Origin of the sequence: Thermovenabulum sp. (genome assembly GCF_049723235.1) — a bacterium.
Lineage (GTDB): Bacteria > Bacillota > Thermosediminibacteria > Thermosediminibacterales > Thermosediminibacteraceae > Thermovenabulum.
The window spans coordinates 55,082-73,209 of sequence record NZ_JBNARB010000007.1; the positions used below are offsets into that span (position 1 = coordinate 55,082).

19 protein-coding genes are annotated in these 18,128 nt (G+C 40.8%); 4 read left to right on the plus strand and 15 right to left on the minus strand.

All coding sequences use genetic code 11. The features are described 5' to 3' along the window. Positions 1 to 4 precede the first annotated feature (4 nt). The 7 genes from ACPLOV_RS05455 to ACPLOV_RS05485 form a co-directional block, all read right to left on the minus strand. On the minus strand, positions 5 to 412 hold the full coding sequence (locus ACPLOV_RS05455) for a TadE/TadG family type IV pilus assembly protein (RefSeq protein WP_424909760.1): 408 nt from the start codon (positions 410 to 412) through the stop codon (positions 5 to 7). 14 nt (positions 413 to 426) lie between these two features. After that, positions 427 to 951, minus strand: coding sequence for an A24 family peptidase (locus ACPLOV_RS05460; RefSeq protein ID WP_424909759.1), 525 nt, complete (start codon positions 949 to 951; stop codon positions 427 to 429). 239 nt (positions 952 to 1,190) lie between these two features. Then, a complete protein-coding gene (locus ACPLOV_RS05465; RefSeq protein WP_424909758.1) occupies positions 1,191 to 1,382 on the minus strand; it encodes a Flp family type IVb pilin in 192 nt (63 codons plus the stop codon). Between the two features lie 97 nt (positions 1,383 to 1,479). Beyond that, positions 1,480 to 2,667, minus strand: a complete 1,188-nt coding sequence (locus ACPLOV_RS05470) for a DNA polymerase IV (RefSeq protein ID WP_424910769.1) — start codon at positions 2,665 to 2,667, stop codon at positions 1,480 to 1,482. A gap of 41 nt (positions 2,668 to 2,708) precedes the next feature. Then, positions 2,709 to 3,974, minus strand: a complete 1,266-nt coding sequence (locus tag ACPLOV_RS05475; RefSeq protein WP_424910770.1) for a M20 family metallo-hydrolase — start codon at positions 3,972 to 3,974, stop codon at positions 2,709 to 2,711. A gap of 123 nt (positions 3,975 to 4,097) precedes the next feature. Next, positions 4,098 to 5,624, minus strand: a complete 1,527-nt coding sequence (locus ACPLOV_RS05480; protein ID WP_424909225.1) for an AbgT family transporter — start codon at positions 5,622 to 5,624, stop codon at positions 4,098 to 4,100. A 24-nt stretch (positions 5,625 to 5,648) separates the two neighbouring features. Next, complete coding sequence (locus ACPLOV_RS05485) at positions 5,649 to 6,833, minus strand: M20 metallopeptidase family protein (protein ID WP_424909224.1); 1,185 nt, start codon at positions 6,831 to 6,833, stop codon at positions 5,649 to 5,651. A 330-nt stretch (positions 6,834 to 7,163) separates the two neighbouring features. Here ACPLOV_RS05485 and ACPLOV_RS05490 point away from each other — a divergent pair, with 330 nt between their 5' ends. Further along, positions 7,164 to 7,862, plus strand: a complete 699-nt coding sequence (locus ACPLOV_RS05490) for a heparan-alpha-glucosaminide N-acetyltransferase (protein WP_424910771.1) — start codon at positions 7,164 to 7,166, stop codon at positions 7,860 to 7,862. Between the two features lies 1 nt (position 7,863). Continuing rightward, positions 7,864 to 10,608: a phosphodiester glycosidase family protein gene (locus ACPLOV_RS05495; protein WP_424910772.1), complete on the plus strand. Its 2,745-nt coding sequence runs from the start codon at positions 7,864 to 7,866 to the stop codon at positions 10,606 to 10,608. Positions 10,609 to 10,637: 29 nt separating this feature from the next. Here ACPLOV_RS05495 and ACPLOV_RS05500 read toward each other — a convergent pair whose 3' ends face one another. Genes ACPLOV_RS05500 through acsV form a run of 8 tightly spaced genes read right to left on the minus strand, consistent with a single transcriptional unit; the run spans position 10,638 to position 16,734 of the window. After that, positions 10,638 to 11,858 carry a DUF401 family protein gene (locus ACPLOV_RS05500; protein ID WP_424910773.1) on the minus strand — a complete coding sequence of 407 codons (1,221 nt, stop codon included), beginning with the start codon at positions 11,856 to 11,858 and terminating at the stop codon, positions 10,638 to 10,640. Positions 11,859 to 11,871: 13 nt separating this feature from the next. After that, positions 11,872 to 12,990: a DUF362 domain-containing protein gene (locus ACPLOV_RS05505; protein ID WP_424910774.1), complete on the minus strand. Its 1,119-nt coding sequence runs from the start codon at positions 12,988 to 12,990 to the stop codon at positions 11,872 to 11,874. 18 nt (positions 12,991 to 13,008) lie between these two features. After that, positions 13,009 to 13,416, minus strand: coding sequence for a HEPN domain-containing protein (locus tag ACPLOV_RS05510; RefSeq protein ID WP_424910775.1), 408 nt, complete (start codon positions 13,414 to 13,416; stop codon positions 13,009 to 13,011). Next, a complete protein-coding gene (locus tag ACPLOV_RS05515) occupies positions 13,413 to 13,904 on the minus strand; it encodes a nucleotidyltransferase domain-containing protein (RefSeq protein ID WP_424910776.1) in 492 nt (163 codons plus the stop codon). The genes ACPLOV_RS05510 and ACPLOV_RS05515 overlap by 4 nt, the downstream gene beginning before the upstream one ends. Before the next feature lie 16 nt (positions 13,905 to 13,920). Then, entirely contained in the window at positions 13,921 to 14,334 is a 414-nt protein-coding gene (locus ACPLOV_RS05520) for a DUF3842 family protein (protein WP_424910777.1), read from the minus strand. Positions 14,335 to 14,336: 2 nt separating this feature from the next. Next, entirely contained in the window at positions 14,337 to 14,528 is a 192-nt protein-coding gene (locus ACPLOV_RS05525; protein ID WP_068748223.1) for a CooT family nickel-binding protein, read from the minus strand. 14 nt (positions 14,529 to 14,542) lie between these two features. Further along, positions 14,543 to 14,785, minus strand: coding sequence for a hypothetical protein (locus ACPLOV_RS05530; protein WP_424910778.1), 243 nt, complete (start codon positions 14,783 to 14,785; stop codon positions 14,543 to 14,545). A gap of 5 nt (positions 14,786 to 14,790) precedes the next feature. Next, complete coding sequence (gene acsV, locus ACPLOV_RS05535; protein WP_424910779.1) at positions 14,791 to 16,734, minus strand: corrinoid activation/regeneration protein AcsV; 1,944 nt, start codon at positions 16,732 to 16,734, stop codon at positions 14,791 to 14,793. Positions 16,735 to 16,946: 212 nt separating this feature from the next. Between acsV and ACPLOV_RS05540 the strand changes: the two genes are divergently transcribed. Together ACPLOV_RS05540 and ACPLOV_RS05545 are read left to right on the plus strand one after the other, a co-directional pair. Continuing rightward, a complete protein-coding gene (locus ACPLOV_RS05540) occupies positions 16,947 to 17,525 on the plus strand; it encodes a nucleoside recognition domain-containing protein (RefSeq protein ID WP_424910780.1) in 579 nt (192 codons plus the stop codon). Between the two features lie 26 nt (positions 17,526 to 17,551). Continuing rightward, positions 17,552 to 18,088, plus strand: a complete 537-nt coding sequence (locus ACPLOV_RS05545) for a spore maturation protein (RefSeq protein WP_424910781.1) — start codon at positions 17,552 to 17,554, stop codon at positions 18,086 to 18,088. Positions 18,089 to 18,128: the final 40 nt, after the last annotated feature.

Genomic DNA, 18,128 nt, shown 5'->3' on the forward strand with positions numbered 1-18,128 from the left:
CCATTTATTCCATCCTCATCGTTGCCTGGGCTTTCAGGGTCAAAAGGTTACCCGGAGAACTGAAAAAAAAGGGTGTAATCAAGGGCAGTTTATAAGAAATTTTCACCGTAACGGCATCTCCGGTTTTCCTCTCCCCTTCCGGAGGTAAAATCTCTTCCACTCTCAAATTTTCCATCGTATCGGGAAGAGGAGTGATTTCAAATATCTTCTCGATTACCTCCTGATCGGATTTTCCCAGCGCGCACATCCTGACCGCCTCCCGGGCAGTCCTTACGAGGACTATCTGAGAATAATAAATCCTGCCAAATTCCAATATTCCAAAAAGCAAAAGGATGATCATCGGCAGGATCAGGGCAAATTCTACCATAGATTGTGCTTTTTCATTTTTTATTAAGCCCTTTATCCAAAGCATATTTATGCACCCTCTTATAGCGGAAATAGGAAGGCCAAAAGGGTACCGAAGGTTATCGCCACTCCGTAGGGAAACCGCCCCTTTTTCACTGGAGAATCAAGGTTTTCCAGAAGGTTTAACCCCTTTGGTATTAAGCCGAGCATGGATAAAAAGGTAAGAAAAACAGCTTTCAGCTTATAACGCAAATTTTTATCGGAAAGCATTATGGCAAGGGAAATTATCCCCCCGGCTATGGCCGAAAAAAGGAAGGCGTTTAACGTAAAACCCGGCCCCATAATAGCCCCTATCGCTCCTAAAAACTTTACATCCCCCGCTCCTATACCCCTTAATACATAGGGGATAATAAGAAACGCCATCCCAAGGAGCATACCCTCTACGCTTTGAATAATTCCCGAAAACCCATCAAAAAAGCCGTTTATCGAAATCCCCAGAACCATAGCCGGAAAAACCACAAAATTGTATATTTTGTTCTTGGTAATGTCAGTCAAAAAGCATAGGAATAAAAGGGTTATTAGAATGACCCCCCTTAATATTTCCAATTTCACCACTCCCGGCATTTGCAAATTTGGCCCTACCTTTTGAGTAGGGCCAATTGATTTTATTTTTGAATTTGCTCATGATAAGATGCTATTACGATTCAATTTTTTCTTTGGGTGTTAAGTTTATTAAAGCCTCCTTTGTTCGATTCTTATTTCATTTTTAATAATGATTATTAATTATTAATGATATTATCGATATTATATATGATTTAATTTTATATTCGAACCAATGTTTTTAATTATTGTTGGGGGGCATTTTGTAATCCGTCTTTTACCTGAGTGAATTTATCCCTGATCGCTCCTCCAAGTAAGCCCAATGCCGCGATAACCGCAATAGCCACCAATGCCAATATGAGCCCGTATTCCGCCATTCCCTGTCCTTCTTCTTCCGCCCAGAGCTTTTTTACGCCATCCATCATCCTTTTTAACATATCCCCGTCCTCCTCCTTTAGTTTTTCTTAAGTATATAATAAATCCGAAAATGCCTTCAAACATGATTCAAAAGGCTCAAAATAAAGGCTCCAGGTCCTATGACCTGAAGCCTATTTTAATCCCAACCACCTCGGCTTTCTGCCCGGCCCTGCAGATGGCCCCCTCCCCGTATTTATCCTTTATCTCATCCACAATCTTGTTAAGCCTTTTTATTTTTTCCTCCCGGGGAAAAATGGAGATCTGCTCGAAATCCCGGGTAAGCCCCGAGAGGCTGACGCCCAGAAGTCTTAAAGGTGTTTTTCCATCCCAGTTGTTTTCCAAAAGCTTTTTTGCGGTCCTGTAAATATCCTCGGTGGTGTTTGTATAGGGAATGGTGGCGGACCTGGTCCGGGTAAGAAAGGAATCATCCCTGAGGGTAAGGGTAACCACCCTCCCTACAAATTTTTTTCTCCTCACCCTTCTCCCCACCTGCTCGGAAAGGGAAAGCAATACCGCCTTTGCTTCCTCAAAAGTGGTGATATCCTTTGGAAGGGTTAAAGAGTGGCCTATGGACTTTTCCCCCTTTGAAAATTCGGGATTAACCGGGCTATCATCTATACCGTTAGCCCAGAGGTGAAGCTGCCTTCCTATTACTCCGAAAGAAGATTCCAGAAATTCCACCGGAATACCGGCTAAGTCTCCTATGGTCTTTATACCCATAGAATAAAGTTTTTGAGCCATTTTCTTTCCCACACCGTAAAGCTCTTCCACGGGCAGGGGCCATATAACCCCGGGCACCTCTTCGGGATGAAGCACCGTTATGCCCGCAGGCTTTTTTAAGTCCGATGCCATCTTTGCGAGGATTTTGTTGCAGGATATCCCTATGGAACAGGGAAGATCCAGTTCCTCCTTTATTGTCCTTTGAATCTTCCCGGCTATCTCCACCGAATCTCCAAAAAGCCTCTCGCAGCCCGAAACATCCAGCCAGGCTTCATCCACGCTGAAAACCTCCACATCCGGAGTAAATCTCCTCAGTATATCCATTACCCTTTCGCTCATCTCTACATAAAGGAAATAGTCGGGCTTTAAAAAAACGGCGTGAGGGCAAAGTTTTTTTGCCTGAAAATTCGGCATCGCCGTTTTTACACCGTATGCCCTCGCTTCGTACGAAGCCGTCAAAACTATCCCGTTCCTTTTTTTAGGGTCGCCGGCTACAATCACGGGTTTTCCTTTAAGCGAAGGATCCTTCGCCTGATGGCAGGAGGCGTAAAAGGCATTCATATCCACATGAAGAATATTCAGCATCCCTTATTCCACCTTTTACGAACATTTGTTCTATTTATATTTTAACCCCCTGCCGGAAAAAAATCAAGCCCAGCCTGAATTTCTCCATCCAAATTAATCACAGCATTTATCAAAAGGTCTATACCCTTTTTCAGTTGATCAAAAGATGTGAATTCTTCGGGACAATGGCTCCTGCCCCTGTGGCTTGGTACAAATATCATGCCGACCGGACAAATATTCGATAAAATCATGGCATCGTGTCCCGCGCCGCTCACCATATCTTTAGTTGAAAGCTCGAGCTCTTTTGCTGTTTTATTTAATACCGACCTTATTTTCTCATCCATAAATACCGGTTTTACGTAAAGTAAATTTGTTAATTTAGTCTCAAAACCCTCCCCATTCATTTCCCTTAGATTATCCTCTATTTTCATGGCTATATCCTTCATACTGCTTTCATTTATGGACCTAATATCCACGCTGAATTCCACTTCCTTGGGCACAATATTTGAAGCACCGGGAAGGGCTTTTATTTTTCCGACGGTAGCAACAGTATAATCGTCCTTTTGCCTTGCCCATCGGTTAATATTTTGAATCACTTCAGAAGCCTTTAAAAGAGCATCGAGGCGCATGTTCATCGGGGTAGTCCCGGCATGATCGGCCCTTCCTCTTATCGTGACATTATACTGCGCTATCCCCACAATCGCCTCTACAATTCCCGCATCCTTGTTTTCCTTTTCAAGAACGGGCCCCTGCTCCACATGAAGTTCAATAAAGCATGCGATGGATCCCTTTGAAAGCCTTGCCTCTTCGTGCTTTTCCGGAGATAATCCAAAATATTTCATTGCATCAAAAAGTATTATGCCTTCCTCATCCCGGAGATTATACAATTCCTCCTCAAACAAACCTGCCAATGCCCTGCTTCCCATCAAGCCTCCCCCAAACCTTCCGCCCTCTTCTTCAATTAGAGCAACTATTTCCAGGGGGGCGTCAAGCTTTAAATCCTTTTCCTTCAAAACCCTTGAAAGCTCCAATCCTGCTACAATACCCGCCTGTCCGTCAAAAGCCCCGCCGTTTTTAACCGTATCTATGTGCGAACCTACCATAATAGGCGGTAGATTCTTTTTACCTTCTCTTCTGCCGAAAATATTCCCGAAACTATCTACCCTTACCTTTAAACCCGCTTTTTTCATCTCCTCAACGATATAATCCATCGCCTTTTTGTGTTCCCCGGTATAGGTAAAACGGGTAACCCCCTGACCGGGTGTAGAGGTAAAGCGGGCTAAATTTTCAATATCCCTTTTTATTCTTTCTATATTTGAAGATAACATTTTACCCCTCCTATGCTCCTCTATCGCCTATTTATTCCTTTAAATTAATTTTATGTCAATTATTAAAAAATCTCCTACCGGCTATTGCCGGTAAGAGATTTTTTAACCAAAAAGAAACTGCAATTATAAGTGAATCATATTTCCGGGACCCAAGGGTAAATTCAACATATACCATATTGCAAAGAGGATAATCCAGAATATCGCAAAATAAATGGAATAAGGCAGTAATATCGAAATAAGCGTTCCCATACCCAGTTTTTCGTCGTATTTTCTTGCGCTGGAAAGGGCCATCGGGAAGTAAGCTAAAAGCGGTGTTATCGGGTTTGTAATGGAGTCACCGATTCTGTAAGCAAGCTGGGTCAATGCGGGCGAATACCCGAGAAGCATAAGCATTGGCACGAAAACCGGACCCAGAACCGCCCATTTGGCTGATGCGCTGGCTATCAAAATATTTATCAAGCAGGAGAATATAATAATACCGATGAGCAGCGGAAGTCCTGTAAATCCTATGTTCTTTAAAAAGTCCGCTCCTTTAATCGCCAAAATGGTACCTATATTGCTCCAGTTGAAGAAGGTAATGAACTGAGCTGCCAAAAACGCTATAACGATATATGAACCCATGGTGCTCATAGCCCTGGACATCTGAGCCGCTAAGTCTTTATCCGATTTAATCGTTCCCGCAGCAACACCGTAACCTATTGCAGGGAACAGGAATAATCCGGTCATTATGGGCACCAAGCTCTTCATAAAGGGAGATACAATAAGGGACCCTGTCTTGGGATCTCTCAGCAAAGCGTTTGCAGGCAATGTCCAGTAAGCGATTATAGCGATGTAAATCAATGCAACTATTCCGGCAACTCTAAGACCCTTCTTTTCGCTTTCGGTCAAGGGATGGAATTCTTCTCTTACACCCGTATACTCGCCCAGGCGGGGCTCAACTATTTTAACTGTAACCCAGGAGGCTACCGCAGTGAGGATAAAGGTGGAAGCTATCAGGAAATAATAGTTCATCGCAGGATTTGCTATATATTTTGGATCGATTATCTGGGCGGCTTTTTCGGTGAATCCTGCGAGCAAAACATCCAGCATGTTGACAAACAGGTTGGCGCTGAAACCTCCCGCTACCGCTGCATAAGCTGCGGCCAAACCGGCAAGGGGATGCCTTCCCATGCTCAAAAATATCATTGCTGCTAAAGGCGGCATGATAATTAATGCCGAGTCGCCGGCCGCATTACCCAGGACGCCGATTAATATTACGGCGGGAACGATAATGGAAGGAGAAGCGCCGCTTAAAAGCCTTCTCAATAATGCGCTTATAAGTCCGCTGTACTCCGCCACCCCTACGCCCATCATAACGACAAGTACCAAGCCAAGGGGCGGGAAGGATGCAAAGTTATTTACCATTTCGGTCAATATTCTTACAACATTTTCCCTCTTTAAAAGGCTTACCGCTTTTACAGTTTCTTTTGTAGCAGGATTTACCGCCTGCCATCCAGCCATCTCGGCTAAGTGAGAAAGCAAAAGCATTAAAATAGCAAGCCCAAAGAAGATGGTGGCAGGGTCCGGTAATTTATTACCGGCCTTTTCAACAAAATTCAGAAAACCGTCCAGCAAGGACCTCCTTTTTTTAGTATTTTCCATATTGCTCATAAAAGACCCCCTTCTTTAATTAATTTAATTTTTAATTTCTTCATTTCTCAAAACGTATTTAACCATCAACTCCATCCCGAGGAGCATGGCATCCTCATCAAAATCAAATTCGGGATGGTGATGGGGATAAACTATTCCCTTTTCTTCATTCCTTGCCCCCAGAAATACGAAGCAGCCGGGAACCTTCTGAAGGAAATAAGCAAAATCCTCTCCGCCCATCACCGGCTCGGCTTCCCATACATTTTCGGCGCCCAGGGTTTCCGCGGCAATCTTTTTAACAAATTCCGCAACCTTTTCATCATTTATGAGCGCCGGATACCCTTCGGTGTACTCAATTCGGTAATCGGCGTTAAAAGCAGAGGTGATCCCTTTTACAATTTCCTCCATCCTCTTCCTTATAACAGCCCTGGTTCTTTCCTTAAACGTGCGAACGGTTCCAATAATTTTTGCTGTGTCCGCAATAACATTAAAGCCGTATCCAGCTTGCATTACTCCCACACTCACCACGGCAGGATCTAAAGGATCTACCGAGCGGCTTACGATTGTCTGGAGCGCCTGAACCACCTGTGCGGCAATTACTACGGCGTCAATTGCCTGATGAGGAGCAGAACCGTGTCCACCTTTCCCGAGGATTTCTATGGCAAAGGAGTCCGGAGCAGCCATCAAAGCGCCCGCCTTTACCCCCACCTTGCCTATGGGGTAATTGGTCCACAGGTGAAGTCCGAAAATATTGTCCACCCTGGGATCTTCCAGTACCCCTTCCTCGATCATGAACTTTGCTCCGCCCGGAAGATGCTCTTCACAGGGCTGAAAGATAAATTTTACTTTGCCCGAAAATTCCTCTTTCAACTTTGACAGCACCATTGCAACACCGAGAAGTATTGCGGTATGCCCGTCATGACCGCAGGCGTGACAGACTCCCTCCACGCGGGATGCATACTCGACTTTTTTCGCATCCTTGACAGGCAGAGCGTCAATATCTGCCCTCAAAGCTACCGTTGGACCGGGCTTTCCGGTATCCAGCAATCCCACCACACCGGTTTTTGCCACATTTTTCTTAACGGTAATGCCCAGTCCTTCTAAAGTTTTTGCGATGACTTCTGCAGTTCTCACTTCCTGATAGCCGAGCTCGGGATTGGCGTGAAAATCCCTGCGAAGTTCGACTACCTTTGGAAATACTTCCTTTAGTAGTTCTTTTAAATCTCTCACATTACCCCTCCCCGTATGTAATTTTTCATTTATCGTTTTAACCAATTAAAAGGATAAATAAGTATTTAGCGAATATTATAAAACATACATAGAAATGTTGTAAAATTTCATTATTGTCGATTATATGAAATTATCTATATAAATCTTTATATTTTACTTTTTTATTTTATTTTTCTTATAATCTATACTATTTTACTATGATTTTGTTGATAAAAATTTTTACAACTCAGTATTATAAACAAATTGTAATCAAAATTTAAAATGCCAAAAATAGACACCGGATGCTTTTCCTGTTATACTTATAACAACCGGTAAAAAAAGGTGGGACTTATGGAAAGAATTGATGAGATAGACTTTTTGCGCGGTTTAGCGGTTATTCTTATGGTAATTTTTCATATAATTTTTGACCTGAATTACTATCTGGGGATTCCTGTTAGCTACAGCAGAGGCTTCTGGTATTACGAGGGTAAGTTATCCGCATTGATGTTTATTTTCCTTGCGGGTATCAGCGTAAACTTCAGTAAAAATTATTTATTGCGGGGTTTAAAAATTTTTTCCCTGGGTATTTTAATTACCCTGGTCACCTATGCGATCGATCCGGATATGTACGTTAAATTCGGCATACTTCATTTTATGGGGGTATCCTACCTGCTTTCATTCTTTTTTAAAAAAAGGAATGTACCCCTGTTGCTGATGTTATCCATAGCTTCAATTATTATCGGAATCGTTTTTGACGGCATAAGGGTGGAAAATAATTTTCTTTTCCCCCTTGGCCTTATTTCCGATGATTTTGCATCTCTGGATTATTATCCCGTTTTCCCCTATTTCGGGGTTTTCCTCCTGGGAACGGCATTCTTTAAGACTTTTTATGCAAAGGGCAAAAGGTTAACAGCAAAACATGAAAAGAAAAATTTTTTCCATCTGCTGGGTAAAAACTCGCTTTTAATTTACCTGCTTCATCAACCCGTAATCCTGGGACTCCTTTTTATATATAAATTCCTTATTCAATTCACTCAAGGAGGTTTCTAGCTTGAACAAATTAAAAAAACTTGCCTTTTTAGTAACGTTCTTATACCTTTTGAACGTGTTACTGCCTTTTTGTATTTTTGCCCAGGGATGGGTAACCCTTTACGAAGAAAAAGAACAAACTCCCGTAGCAAAGGGAGTCATATACGAGAAAAGGACGATATTTACTTCCCAGGGATTTAAAAAAATACATATTCTAACGGTGGATTTAACCTCTCCTTATATTGATATAGTAAGCTTATACAATAAAGAGAATTTATCGGAGAGAAAACCTTTAAGCGACCTTGTAAAATCAAATAATGCCGTAGCTGGGATAAACGGCGACTTTTTTTCCATGACAAATCCCTCCTCCGCCATCGGGGTACAAATAAATGAGGGAAAACTCCTTTCATCCCCTTCCAATCGCACCGATATGTCCGCTTTTGCCATGACCTTTGATAAAATTCCCCTGATAATGAATTTTTCCTTCGAAGGTAAAATAACCCTGAAAGACGGCACGGTTTTTCCCGTAGCTTCGGTAAATAAAATAGGAGACCCTGCGGGAAAGGTAATGCTTTACAATACCTTTTTCGGTAAGGAAACCTATAAGTTACCCCCTGAAAAAGGTGAAGCCCTTTTTCTCATCATAAAGGATGGAATTATCGAAAACTTTTTCTTCGGAAAATCCTCTACTATTGATGAGGGAAGATTGGTTATAGCAGTGGGACAGGACCTGGCAGCTCAGATTTATTCTAAAATTTCTCAGGGTGATTCTATTAATATACAACTGAAATTTATACCGGATATTTCCAACATCAAAACCGCCGTTGGCGGCGGTGCCGTCCTGGTGGATAACGGCAAAATTCCCGAAAACTTTTCCCATAATATAAACGGCGTGCATCCCAGGACCGCCATAGGCTTCACCAAGGATAAAACAAAACTATTGATGGTAGCGGTGGATGGAAGGCAGGAAGAAAGCGACGGGGTAACCCAGGAAGAACTGGCCAATTTAATGTTAAACCTGGGAGCTTATTTTGCACTTAATTTAGACGGCGGCGGCTCCTCCACCATGGTAGGAAGACCTTTGGGAGAGGAAAATATAAAGGTTTTAAACAATCCTTCCGAGAAAAAGGAAAGGCCTATAGTCAACGGAATTGGCATAGTAAACAAAGCTCCCCTTGGAAAAATTGCCGGACTTATTATAAAGAGTCCTTCCCTTACCGTTGCAAAAAACTCAAGACTTGTCCTTGATGTAAAAGCTTACGATGAGTATTTTAATCCGATTGCTGTAGACCAAAACCGGGTGCAGTGGAGCATTTCCAAAGGCGCAGGCAAGTTTGATAAAAACACCTTTTTTGCGCAAAAAGAAGGGGATGCGGTGATAACCGCAAAATACGGTAATGTCACCAAATCGATAAATATAAAAATCATAGAACCGGTAAAAATTATAAAAACAGGTTCAGAGTTTTTCGGAATTGATAAAAACGGCGTGCCATCTTACATACACCCCGAGGATATAAATAAATTCAATATCCCCGTTGAAGAAACCTCTGACTTCAAAGGTTTGGATTTTTCCAGCCCTGAAAGGAAGGACGCTGAAAATAAAAAAATTTCCGATGCGGATTTTGCCATACTCAGCGGTATGGCGGAAAATAAATTATCGGATGCGGAGTATAAAGAGGTATTGACAAAAACCTTGGATATTATCAAAAAACTTAAAGCTGATTATATTATAACCCTTGATGACACGGGCAGTTTAGAGGAGCTAAATCAGATAATCCCCAAAAACTACCTTTCCAACCTGAAAGGGTTTGGTAAGGGCTATCAATCTTTTTCCGATAAAGACAATTTATTCATCTTTTTAAGAGCGGAAAAGGGCGGAATAAATGCCACCGATTACAATCAATGGATTTCCTTTTTAAAAGACCTGAGCAGCGCGGCAAAATACAAAAAAGTTTTTGTATTTTTAAATACCCCCTTAGAAAAATTCAACGACAGGTTAGAAGCCGAACTTTTTAAAAAACTGCTTACTCAATTAGCTCAAAAAAATGTGAAGGTTCACGTTATAAGTAAGGATGAAAAATTCTACGTTTTCAAGGAAAACTCCGTGAAATTCATAGGGATTCCTTCTATTGGGAATCCAGCCCCTGCAGTAGTGCTTTTTGATATCCACAGCAGTTTTCCCAATTATTCAGTAGTTCCTGTTATTAAGGATATAGAAAATAAAACTCTTTACGTAAAAAAAGGAATCTTATCCGAGATAAGATTAGAAGGAATTTCTTACTATCAGAGTAAACTCTCAATTAATTACCCTTATAATTACGACATAGCTTTAAGCTTCAACAAAAAATACACTTTTGACAGGGAGCATTTAAGCATCAATGCTCAGGAAAAAGGAAACCTTACTCTTAAAGTCACTGCTGCATTTCTTCAAAAGACCTTTACAATCCCTGTAGTAGATTTTTCCATAAGTCTGAACGGTAAAGACCTTTTCTCTCCCGATGCAATACCTTACCTTAATAAAAAAGGAAGCGCCATGGTACCTTTAAGGCTGATTTCGGAAAACCTGGGAGCTAAGGTGGAATGGGATTCTAAAAAGAAGGAAGTAAGTATTTTTAAAGGAAATAAAACTATAACCCTTAAAGTTGCAAATAAATACGCGGAGATGGTAGGCAAAAGGGTTTACGTTCCTTTAAGATATGTGGCCGAAAACTTGGGAGCCAAAGTGACATGGGATGATAAAACAAGGACAGCGGTAATAAATTATTAAAAAAGCAGCCTTCGACGGCTGCTTTTTTATTACGATAAAATTAATACTATTATTATTGTTATCATTACCGCAAAAGAGGAAACCATCACCTTTTTCAAAAGCCTCTCAATACTCACATTAAAATACTCCGCTGACATCACACTGCAAAGGTGCACAGGCGTTATCATCCCGCCAATAAAACCGGCAGCAAAAGCACAGGCAGCATGCCATAGATTTTGATTAAGTCCTAAGGGTATCAAAATCGGAAAAGCCAAGGATACGAAACTTACTGTTACCCCGAAAAAGAAATTGGAAATGAGCGGTATAAGTATAAACAGCAATTCCTTCGGGATTTTATAATAAATCACCGTCCGGGAAAATGACTCCACCGCACCGGAAACCGTTAAAAAATCTTTAAAAACCATAACTCCTATTATCAACACTACGTAATTTAAGTTCAAAGATTCTTTTATAACCCTTTTAAATTCTTTAAAATCCAATCGGTTCAAAAAAATCAAATATATTATAGTTGCTACAGCCGAGACATCTAAAGCATATTCGAACCGATTTACCAGCAAAAGATAAAGTCCTATCATCAAAATTACCGGCGAAAGGCTAAAAACAATATCCTTTAAAGCCCTTTTTTTATAACTATTATTTTCTACGTTTATTTTTTTATTTTTTTCTTCCCCTTTTTCTCCAATGATTAGTATTCCGGATACCGCATACACGAATATAAAAATCAACAGGTGAAAAAATAGCCTGCCAACAGTTACATTTAGCAATTTTGCAGCTAAAATTACACCAGGGTAAAGGATAAAACCGTCAAGCCACACGTGCCGGAACCAGTAATTTATATAGGCTTTATTCAGGTTTGATAACCCATCCCCAGTAACCTCCTCCACTATGGGGCAGGAAAACCTTGCGCCACCAGGAGAAGGCAGAAGTCCCAGGGCTGCAGAAAGCATAATCGCTGAAAAAAGTCCGTTTTTTATAAAAACCCTCAGGCTCTGGGCCATCTTTACGATCATGCCGCTGGTCCTCATTATATTTTCAATTATCATAATAGCTATCAGAATGAATATAAGCTCTAAGGTTTTTTCCGATAATACCGCTTTAAAAGCTGTAGAAATCATTAGATTAAAAGGCATCCTTTTGTACAGGGCTACCAGCAATGAGTTTAAAAGCATTATCACGCCTATATTTACATTTTTTCTAAAAAGGTAGATATTACAAAAAACAGCAAAAATTATTACCGATAATAACAGCATAAAAATCTCCTTTTTACATTAGTCTTACTAATTCATAATCCCTGGTTCCCATCCCCAGTTTTTCAGCGTATTCTAACTGGTATTCTCCCCTTGTCTCGGGATGAATTGCTCTGAATTTGTCCTCTCCTGCTTTAAAGCCGCTGTTCTTATCCCCTAAGGCGGAATGCGGATTGCCATTCTGGGAATTGACAAGGTCAAAACACGCTTTGTCCAAGGCAACGGGGTCGAAGGAAGCTAAGATACCAATATCGTGAACTATTGGAGCATCGCTCCAGGGAGTGCAATCGCATAGGGGAGTTACGTTCATCACAAAGTTTATAAAAGCTGTTTTTTCTTTTTTATTTAAGTAAGCCCCGTAGGCGTACTCTACCATTCGCTCCACAAATTCGTTTATGTCAGTCTTCCATACGGGCTTAATCACGTTGAATACGCACATGGAGATGCATTCACCGCAGCCTATGCACTTTTCCGCATCTATGTAGGCTTTACCATCCACAAGGGTAATGGCGTCCCGGGGACAATTCTTAATACAGGCAAGACATGCTCTGCAGTTTTCGGCAACCCTGGGTTTTAATGTGGAGTGCTGACGCTGTTTTCCCGATGCGGGGGCACAACCCATAGCGAGATTCTTTATAGCACCACCAAAGCCGGCCATTTCATGACCTTTAAAATGAGAAAGGACAATCATCGCATTGGAATAGTAAATTGCCGAAGCTATTTTTACTTTGTCAAAGTGCTTCTTGTTAATCTCTACCTCTACCGAGTCCTTGCTAACCAATCCGTCAGCAATAATAACAGGTGCATTAACCACCGCATAGGCAAAACCATTTTCAATTGCCGTAACCACATGGTCAATTGCATTGCTCCTGGAGCCCTTATATAAAGTATTTGTGTCGGTCAAAAAAGGCTTCCCACCGCACTTTTTTACCCTGTCCACTACCTGCCTTACAAAAATTGGATTTATGAAGGCATTGTTCCCTTTTTCTCCAAAATGAAGCTTTAATGCTACCATATCGTTTTCCGAAATGATCCTGCTAAATCCCGCGGAATCAAAAATCCTGCCCACCTTTGCCGACAGGCTTTCGTTTCTCTTCTTAGCCCTTAAATCAAAAAAATACACCTTTGATTTCAAAGTTATTACCTCCCCGGATTATTTTATTACCTTTTGTGCTACTGAAACTACAAACACCGCATCCTTTATTGCCTTTTCAGCATCTTCCAGGGTATACTCTTCTGTAGGTATAAAATCAATATCCCCGTAAAAAGAAAATTCTCGCTCCTTCCTCAACCATTTAGAAATACGCATAACTTCATTTAAATCCGATATTACATCCCGGGGCAATCTTTCCTTATATTCTATCAAAAGCGAACTTACCTCATGCTGCTTTGGAGGATCTATTCCAATCTGCCTGAGCATCCCTTTCACCGCTAATTCCACAATTTCCTGAGCTTCCCTTATCACATCAGAATAAGCTTCCTCTTCAAGCAGTACATTTAAGATCTTCAAACGTTTCTGAGCTTTTAAGAGATAACTTCTGGCCAGTGTTTCGTTGGTCAAATTTCAATCACCTCACCTTCTTTGTAATCTCTGCTCAAAACCCAGTACCAGGCTCCTCCTTTGTATATTTTTTGAGCCCCCAGTTCGTTTAGCTTTTTTTTCAAACTAAGAAGATAATCCCTGAAAAAATTGTTTTTATCGTACAAGATTTTCGCATCATCCACCATATCCAAAAAAAGAGGGCTGCCCATTAAAACTTCGTCTTTTTGTTTTATAACCGGAGATAGATATGTATTGATGCCCTGCTTTTTAAGACTGTTAATTAATGGCTCAATCTTTTTTTCTACTTTTAAAAACTCGTTAATGCGCGCCATCCTACCCCGGGGCAAGTCATCCGCAATAATCAAAAAGTCAATATCCGAATCCGGCCTAAAAGAATCCCTGCCTACAGAACCAAAAATTGCTAAGGTTATCAATCTGTCTTTATAAAAATTTTTAACTTCTTTTACAAGTAAATCAACGATATCTTGAAAATACTTTCTATACATGCCTGCACTCCTACCTTTACTGAAACTCTGACTTGATTTTTTCAATAGCCTCCTTTATCGAAAGAAAAAGGGGCCTTTTTTCAATCCCAAGAAGCACAACATCTTCACAGTCTACAATTGGTATCAATATCTTTTTCGCCCTGCTTTCAACTATAGCAGAAGCTATTTTTTCCGTGATTTCTCCCATCATGGCATTAGGTATTACAATTCCCAGCGAGCCAACAATTACATCCACCTTCTTTACCGTAGTTACTATGGCATTTTCTCCCGTTGCGCCCCTGTTAGCCTTTTCTTTCATCATGCTGGTCGTTGCTGCCGAATTGGTTCCCAAAGCGTATATTTTTACATCCGGGGGAAGGTCCTGCCTCAAAAGGGAAATAATCTGGCTCCCAATTCCTCCCCCCATTCCATCTACCACCGCTATAATCATACCTACTTCCTCTTTTCAAGAATAATTTTATGATCAAGCAGTTTTATTTCTTTGATTACCGCATCCACAAGTTTTTGCTGACCCAAAAGGTCGTACATAAATACTTTCCCTTCCTGGGGTTCAATGTAAATCACATTTTCCATTATCTCTTTTTCCTTACCGTCTTCTATAAGAACCACCCTGGATTCGCACATTTTTTTCACCCCTCTTAGATATATTTTTTTGCTTCAAAGAGCGCTTCACTGGCTTTTAATAACAAATCGGCCGCTTTCTTTATATACTCCCCGCATTCGTCTTTGCCAAGGTTTTTTGCTTTCTCCGCCCACTTTCTAAAATTTTCTTCATGGGATTTATTGTGTTCTATCCAGTGAGCGAGCAAAACCTTTAATGTTTGTATATCTCCCGATGCCTGATTTTCGCTGTTACCGGGATGCCCTTCGTGCATGTGCATAACACTCATCTCCTTTTGACTTTTTCCAATAAACTCACCACACCGGGAAACAAGTTTAAATCGGTGTGGGGTATAAAACACGCCTTTATGAACTCTTCCATGTAGGAAGGAAAGGTACTTAATTCGATGTAAGTCATTGAATCGGATATTTCCTTTGCTTTATCCCTTGCCTCCAAAAATAAAAGGCAAAGGTAAGAGCCGATCAAAGAGGCATTTCCCATATAGTAATATTTACTTTCTTCCACATCGGGTAAAAGACCTATGTTTATTGCATTTCTTATGTGTAGATTACTGCCTACTCCTCCCGCTATAATTATTTTGTCCACATCCTGCAACGTCAACCCCGCACTGTTTAAAAGCACACTTAAACCCGAATAGACTGCGGCTTTTGCTCTTAAAAGATTATCGATATCAATTTCATTTATCGTAATATCCCTTCCATCGTAACTGTCCTTGTCCCGGACAAGGACGTATTCCATTACATCCAGGTCCTCATCGTACCTGATCCTATCCGATGGAACCTCCCGGGAAATCTTCCCTTTAGAATCAATTATACCTGAAAGAAACATTTCTGCAATAAGGTCAATCAGTCCCGAACCGCAAACACCTTTAGGTTTTTTACCCCCCAGGACATTTATTGAAGGCTCAAAGGTTTCCCTGTCAATTTTAATGCTCTCTATTGCCCCGGGTGCAGCCCTCATCCCGCAGCTGATCTCCCCTCCTTCAAAAGCGGGCCCTGCCGAGCAAGCACAGGTAAGCAAATAATCCCTGTTCCCCAGTACAATTTCTCCGTTTGTACCCAGATCCAAAAATAGTATATTTTTATCCTGAGTCCATATACCCGAAGCCAGAATTCCCGAAACAATATCCCCTCCCACATAGCTCGCCACATTGGGCAGGAGTATAACTTTTGCTTCGGGGTTCACGTTTATACCCACATCCTTCGCCTTCAGTTCAGGACATTCTTTAAAAACGGGAATATACGGCTCAATTCTTATATTGGCAGGGTCAATCCCCAGAAAGAGGTGACTCATGGTAGTATTCCCGGCAAACACGCATAAAACTATGTTTTCTTTTTTTATGTTGTTTTTCAGGGTGATTTTATTAATCAATGGATTTATAGTTCCATCTACTATCGATTTCCTGAGCCTGTCCAACCCTCCTTCCTCACCGGAGTATATTATCCTGCTTATTACATCCCCTCCGTACTGGATTTGAAGGTTTGCGCTGGAGGCAAAAGCTATTATTTCGCCCGTATTTAAATCCACCAGGTTTACCGCTACCGTAGTAGTACCGATATCCGCACATATACCGTAAATACCATCGGTATAAAAACCGTCCAATCCCAATACTTCGTATGAAGATTTATCTTTCAAAATAAGGCCTCTTACCCTGAAATCTCCTTCCCTCAATTTTGCCGAAACTTTTTTCATTACATTTAAGGAAAACATCGGGTCATTTATTCCGTACTTTTTCCTGAGTTCTCTTTTTAACCTTTCTAAATCCGCCACATTATCATCTAAGGTAGGTGGCGGTAATTCCAAATATGCAGAAAAAGCTCCGCTATCTCTTTTAAAACCCTGCTCCATTAGCATTTTACATGCCTTTTCAATCCTTTCGCTCTTTTCATCTCCCGGCTTTATATCTTCCACGAAAATACCTTCCACAACGTCCACATGCTGTAACTCCACTACCATATCGCCTTCGACAAAAGTTAGACATGCCAGCCTGATCCCATTTTTTAGCTCTTCCTCTTTTAGTAAAGATGTAAATTCCATTCGATGCTCACCGCTTACTACCCTTACCCTGCATTTTCCGCAGTTACCCTTTCCTCCGCAGGGTGCATCAATAAATATACCTGCCTTTCTCGCTACTTCCAGCAGGTTCGCACCTTTTTTTACAATTATACTTTTTTTTGCAGGATTAAATACTACGGTACATTTTTCCATTTTTTATCACCCATCTTGTGACATATTTCTCATTTTTAATTATAACACAATGTTTGGCATTTTGTTATTTATTTAACAATATTTATCCACCTTTTATTAAATTATTTAATATAAATTTATCATATTCTTACAGCTATTACCATTTCCCCTTATTTTTTTTATGGATTTATGCCAAACATTTTTCATAAATATATATGAGGGGGTAATTGGCAATGGCGATGAATTTTATATTTTTCTTTTTTGTTTTTACGGGAATTGTTTTAAGTGCTATCACTGGAAAAACTGATGCGGTCACGCAGGCGGTATTTGAAAGCAGTAAATCCACTGTTGAACTATGTTTTGGGCTAATCGGCAGTATCTCTTTCTGGATGGGCCTTATGAAAATCGCAGAAGAATCAGGGCTTATAGAAAAGATAGCTTCTTTTTTTAAACCCGTTATGAAAAAACTTTTTCCCGATATACCGTCGAACCATCCCGCTATGGGGGCAATGGCGATGAATTTTGCTGCAAATTTACTGGGCCTCGGGAATGCTGCCACACCCCTGGGTTTAAAAGCCATGAAAGAACTTCAAAATTTAAACCCTAAAAAAGACACCGCATCCAACGCCATGTGCACCTTCTTAGTAATAAATACTTCTTCCATTACCCTTATCCCCACAACCACCTTAGCTTTAATGAAAGCATCGGGTTCTGACAATCCTTCCGCAATCATAGGTACTACCTTAATGGCCACCCTTTGTTCTACAATCGCGGGGATCATCGCTGTAAAAATCCTTGAAAAGTTTTATTAGATACTTTTAACTATGGAGGGATTGTTTTGCTTTACCGTTTAATAAATATTCTCTCTCAATGGGCAATTCCCATTTTTATCCTTTTTATTATGACTTACGGATACATAAAAAAAATAAAAATATACGAGGTCTTTGTAGAAGGTGCAAAAATAGGTTTTTTTACGTCTGTAAGAATTATCCCCTATTTAATGGCAGTAATGGTAAGTGTGGGAATATTTAGAGCTTCCGGTGCCATGGATTTGTTCATTTCTTTACTTGCTCCATTAACCAGGATTACGGGGATTCCCGCGGAAGTATTGCCAATGGCTATAATCAGGCCTCTTTCCGGTGGAGGAGCCCAGGGTATAATGGTGGAAATTTTTAAAACCTACGGGCCGGATTCCTGCTTAGGAAGGATCGCAGCGACAATGAACGGCGCAACCGATACAACCCTTTACATTTTAGCAGTGTACTTTGGATCGGTAGGTATAAAAAATACGAGGCACGCCCTTCCTGCAGGCCTTTTTGCCGACCTTACTGGCTTTATTGCTTCCGTAATTGCAGTAAAACTTCTTTTAATGTGAACCATTTAAAATGTGAAGCTCCTTGCCTTCAGCTAACGGT

Excerpts from the sequence above, each read along its gene's own strand:
- ACPLOV_RS05455 (WP_424909760.1), bottom strand. The coding sequence starts at position 412 with ATGCTTTGGATAAAGGGCTTAATAAAAAATGAAAAAGCACAATCTATG.
- ACPLOV_RS05465 (WP_424909758.1), bottom strand. The coding sequence starts at position 1,382 with ATGTTAAAAAGGATGATGGATGGCGTAAAAAAGCTCTGGGCGGAAGAA.
- ACPLOV_RS05470 (WP_424910769.1), bottom strand. The coding sequence starts at position 2,667 with ATGCTGAATATTCTTCATGTGGATATGAATGCCTTTTACGCCTCCTGC.
- ACPLOV_RS05475 (WP_424910770.1), bottom strand. The coding sequence starts at position 3,974 with ATGTTATCTTCAAATATAGAAAGAATAAAAAGGGATATTGAAAATTTA.
- ACPLOV_RS05480 (WP_424909225.1), bottom strand. The coding sequence starts at position 5,624 with ATGAGCAATATGGAAAATACTAAAAAAAGGAGGTCCTTGCTGGACGGT.
- ACPLOV_RS05490 (WP_424910771.1), top strand. The coding sequence starts at position 7,164 with ATGGAAAGAATTGATGAGATAGACTTTTTGCGCGGTTTAGCGGTTATT.
- ACPLOV_RS05500 (WP_424910773.1), bottom strand. The coding sequence starts at position 11,858 with ATGCTGTTATTATCGGTAATAATTTTTGCTGTTTTTTGTAATATCTAC.
- ACPLOV_RS05515 (WP_424910776.1), bottom strand. The coding sequence starts at position 13,904 with ATGTATAGAAAGTATTTTCAAGATATCGTTGATTTACTTGTAAAAGAA.
- ACPLOV_RS05520 (WP_424910777.1), bottom strand. The coding sequence starts at position 14,334 with ATGATTATAGCGGTGGTAGATGGAATGGGGGGAGGAATTGGGAGCCAG.
- ACPLOV_RS05525 (WP_068748223.1), bottom strand. The coding sequence starts at position 14,528 with ATGTGCGAATCCAGGGTGGTTCTTATAGAAGACGGTAAGGAAAAAGAG.
- ACPLOV_RS05530 (WP_424910778.1), bottom strand. The coding sequence starts at position 14,785 with ATGCACATGCACGAAGGGCATCCCGGTAACAGCGAAAATCAGGCATCG.
- acsV (WP_424910779.1), bottom strand. The coding sequence starts at position 16,734 with ATGGAAAAATGTACCGTAGTATTTAATCCTGCAAAAAAAAGTATAATT.
- ACPLOV_RS05540 (WP_424910780.1), top strand. The coding sequence starts at position 16,947 with ATGGCGATGAATTTTATATTTTTCTTTTTTGTTTTTACGGGAATTGTT.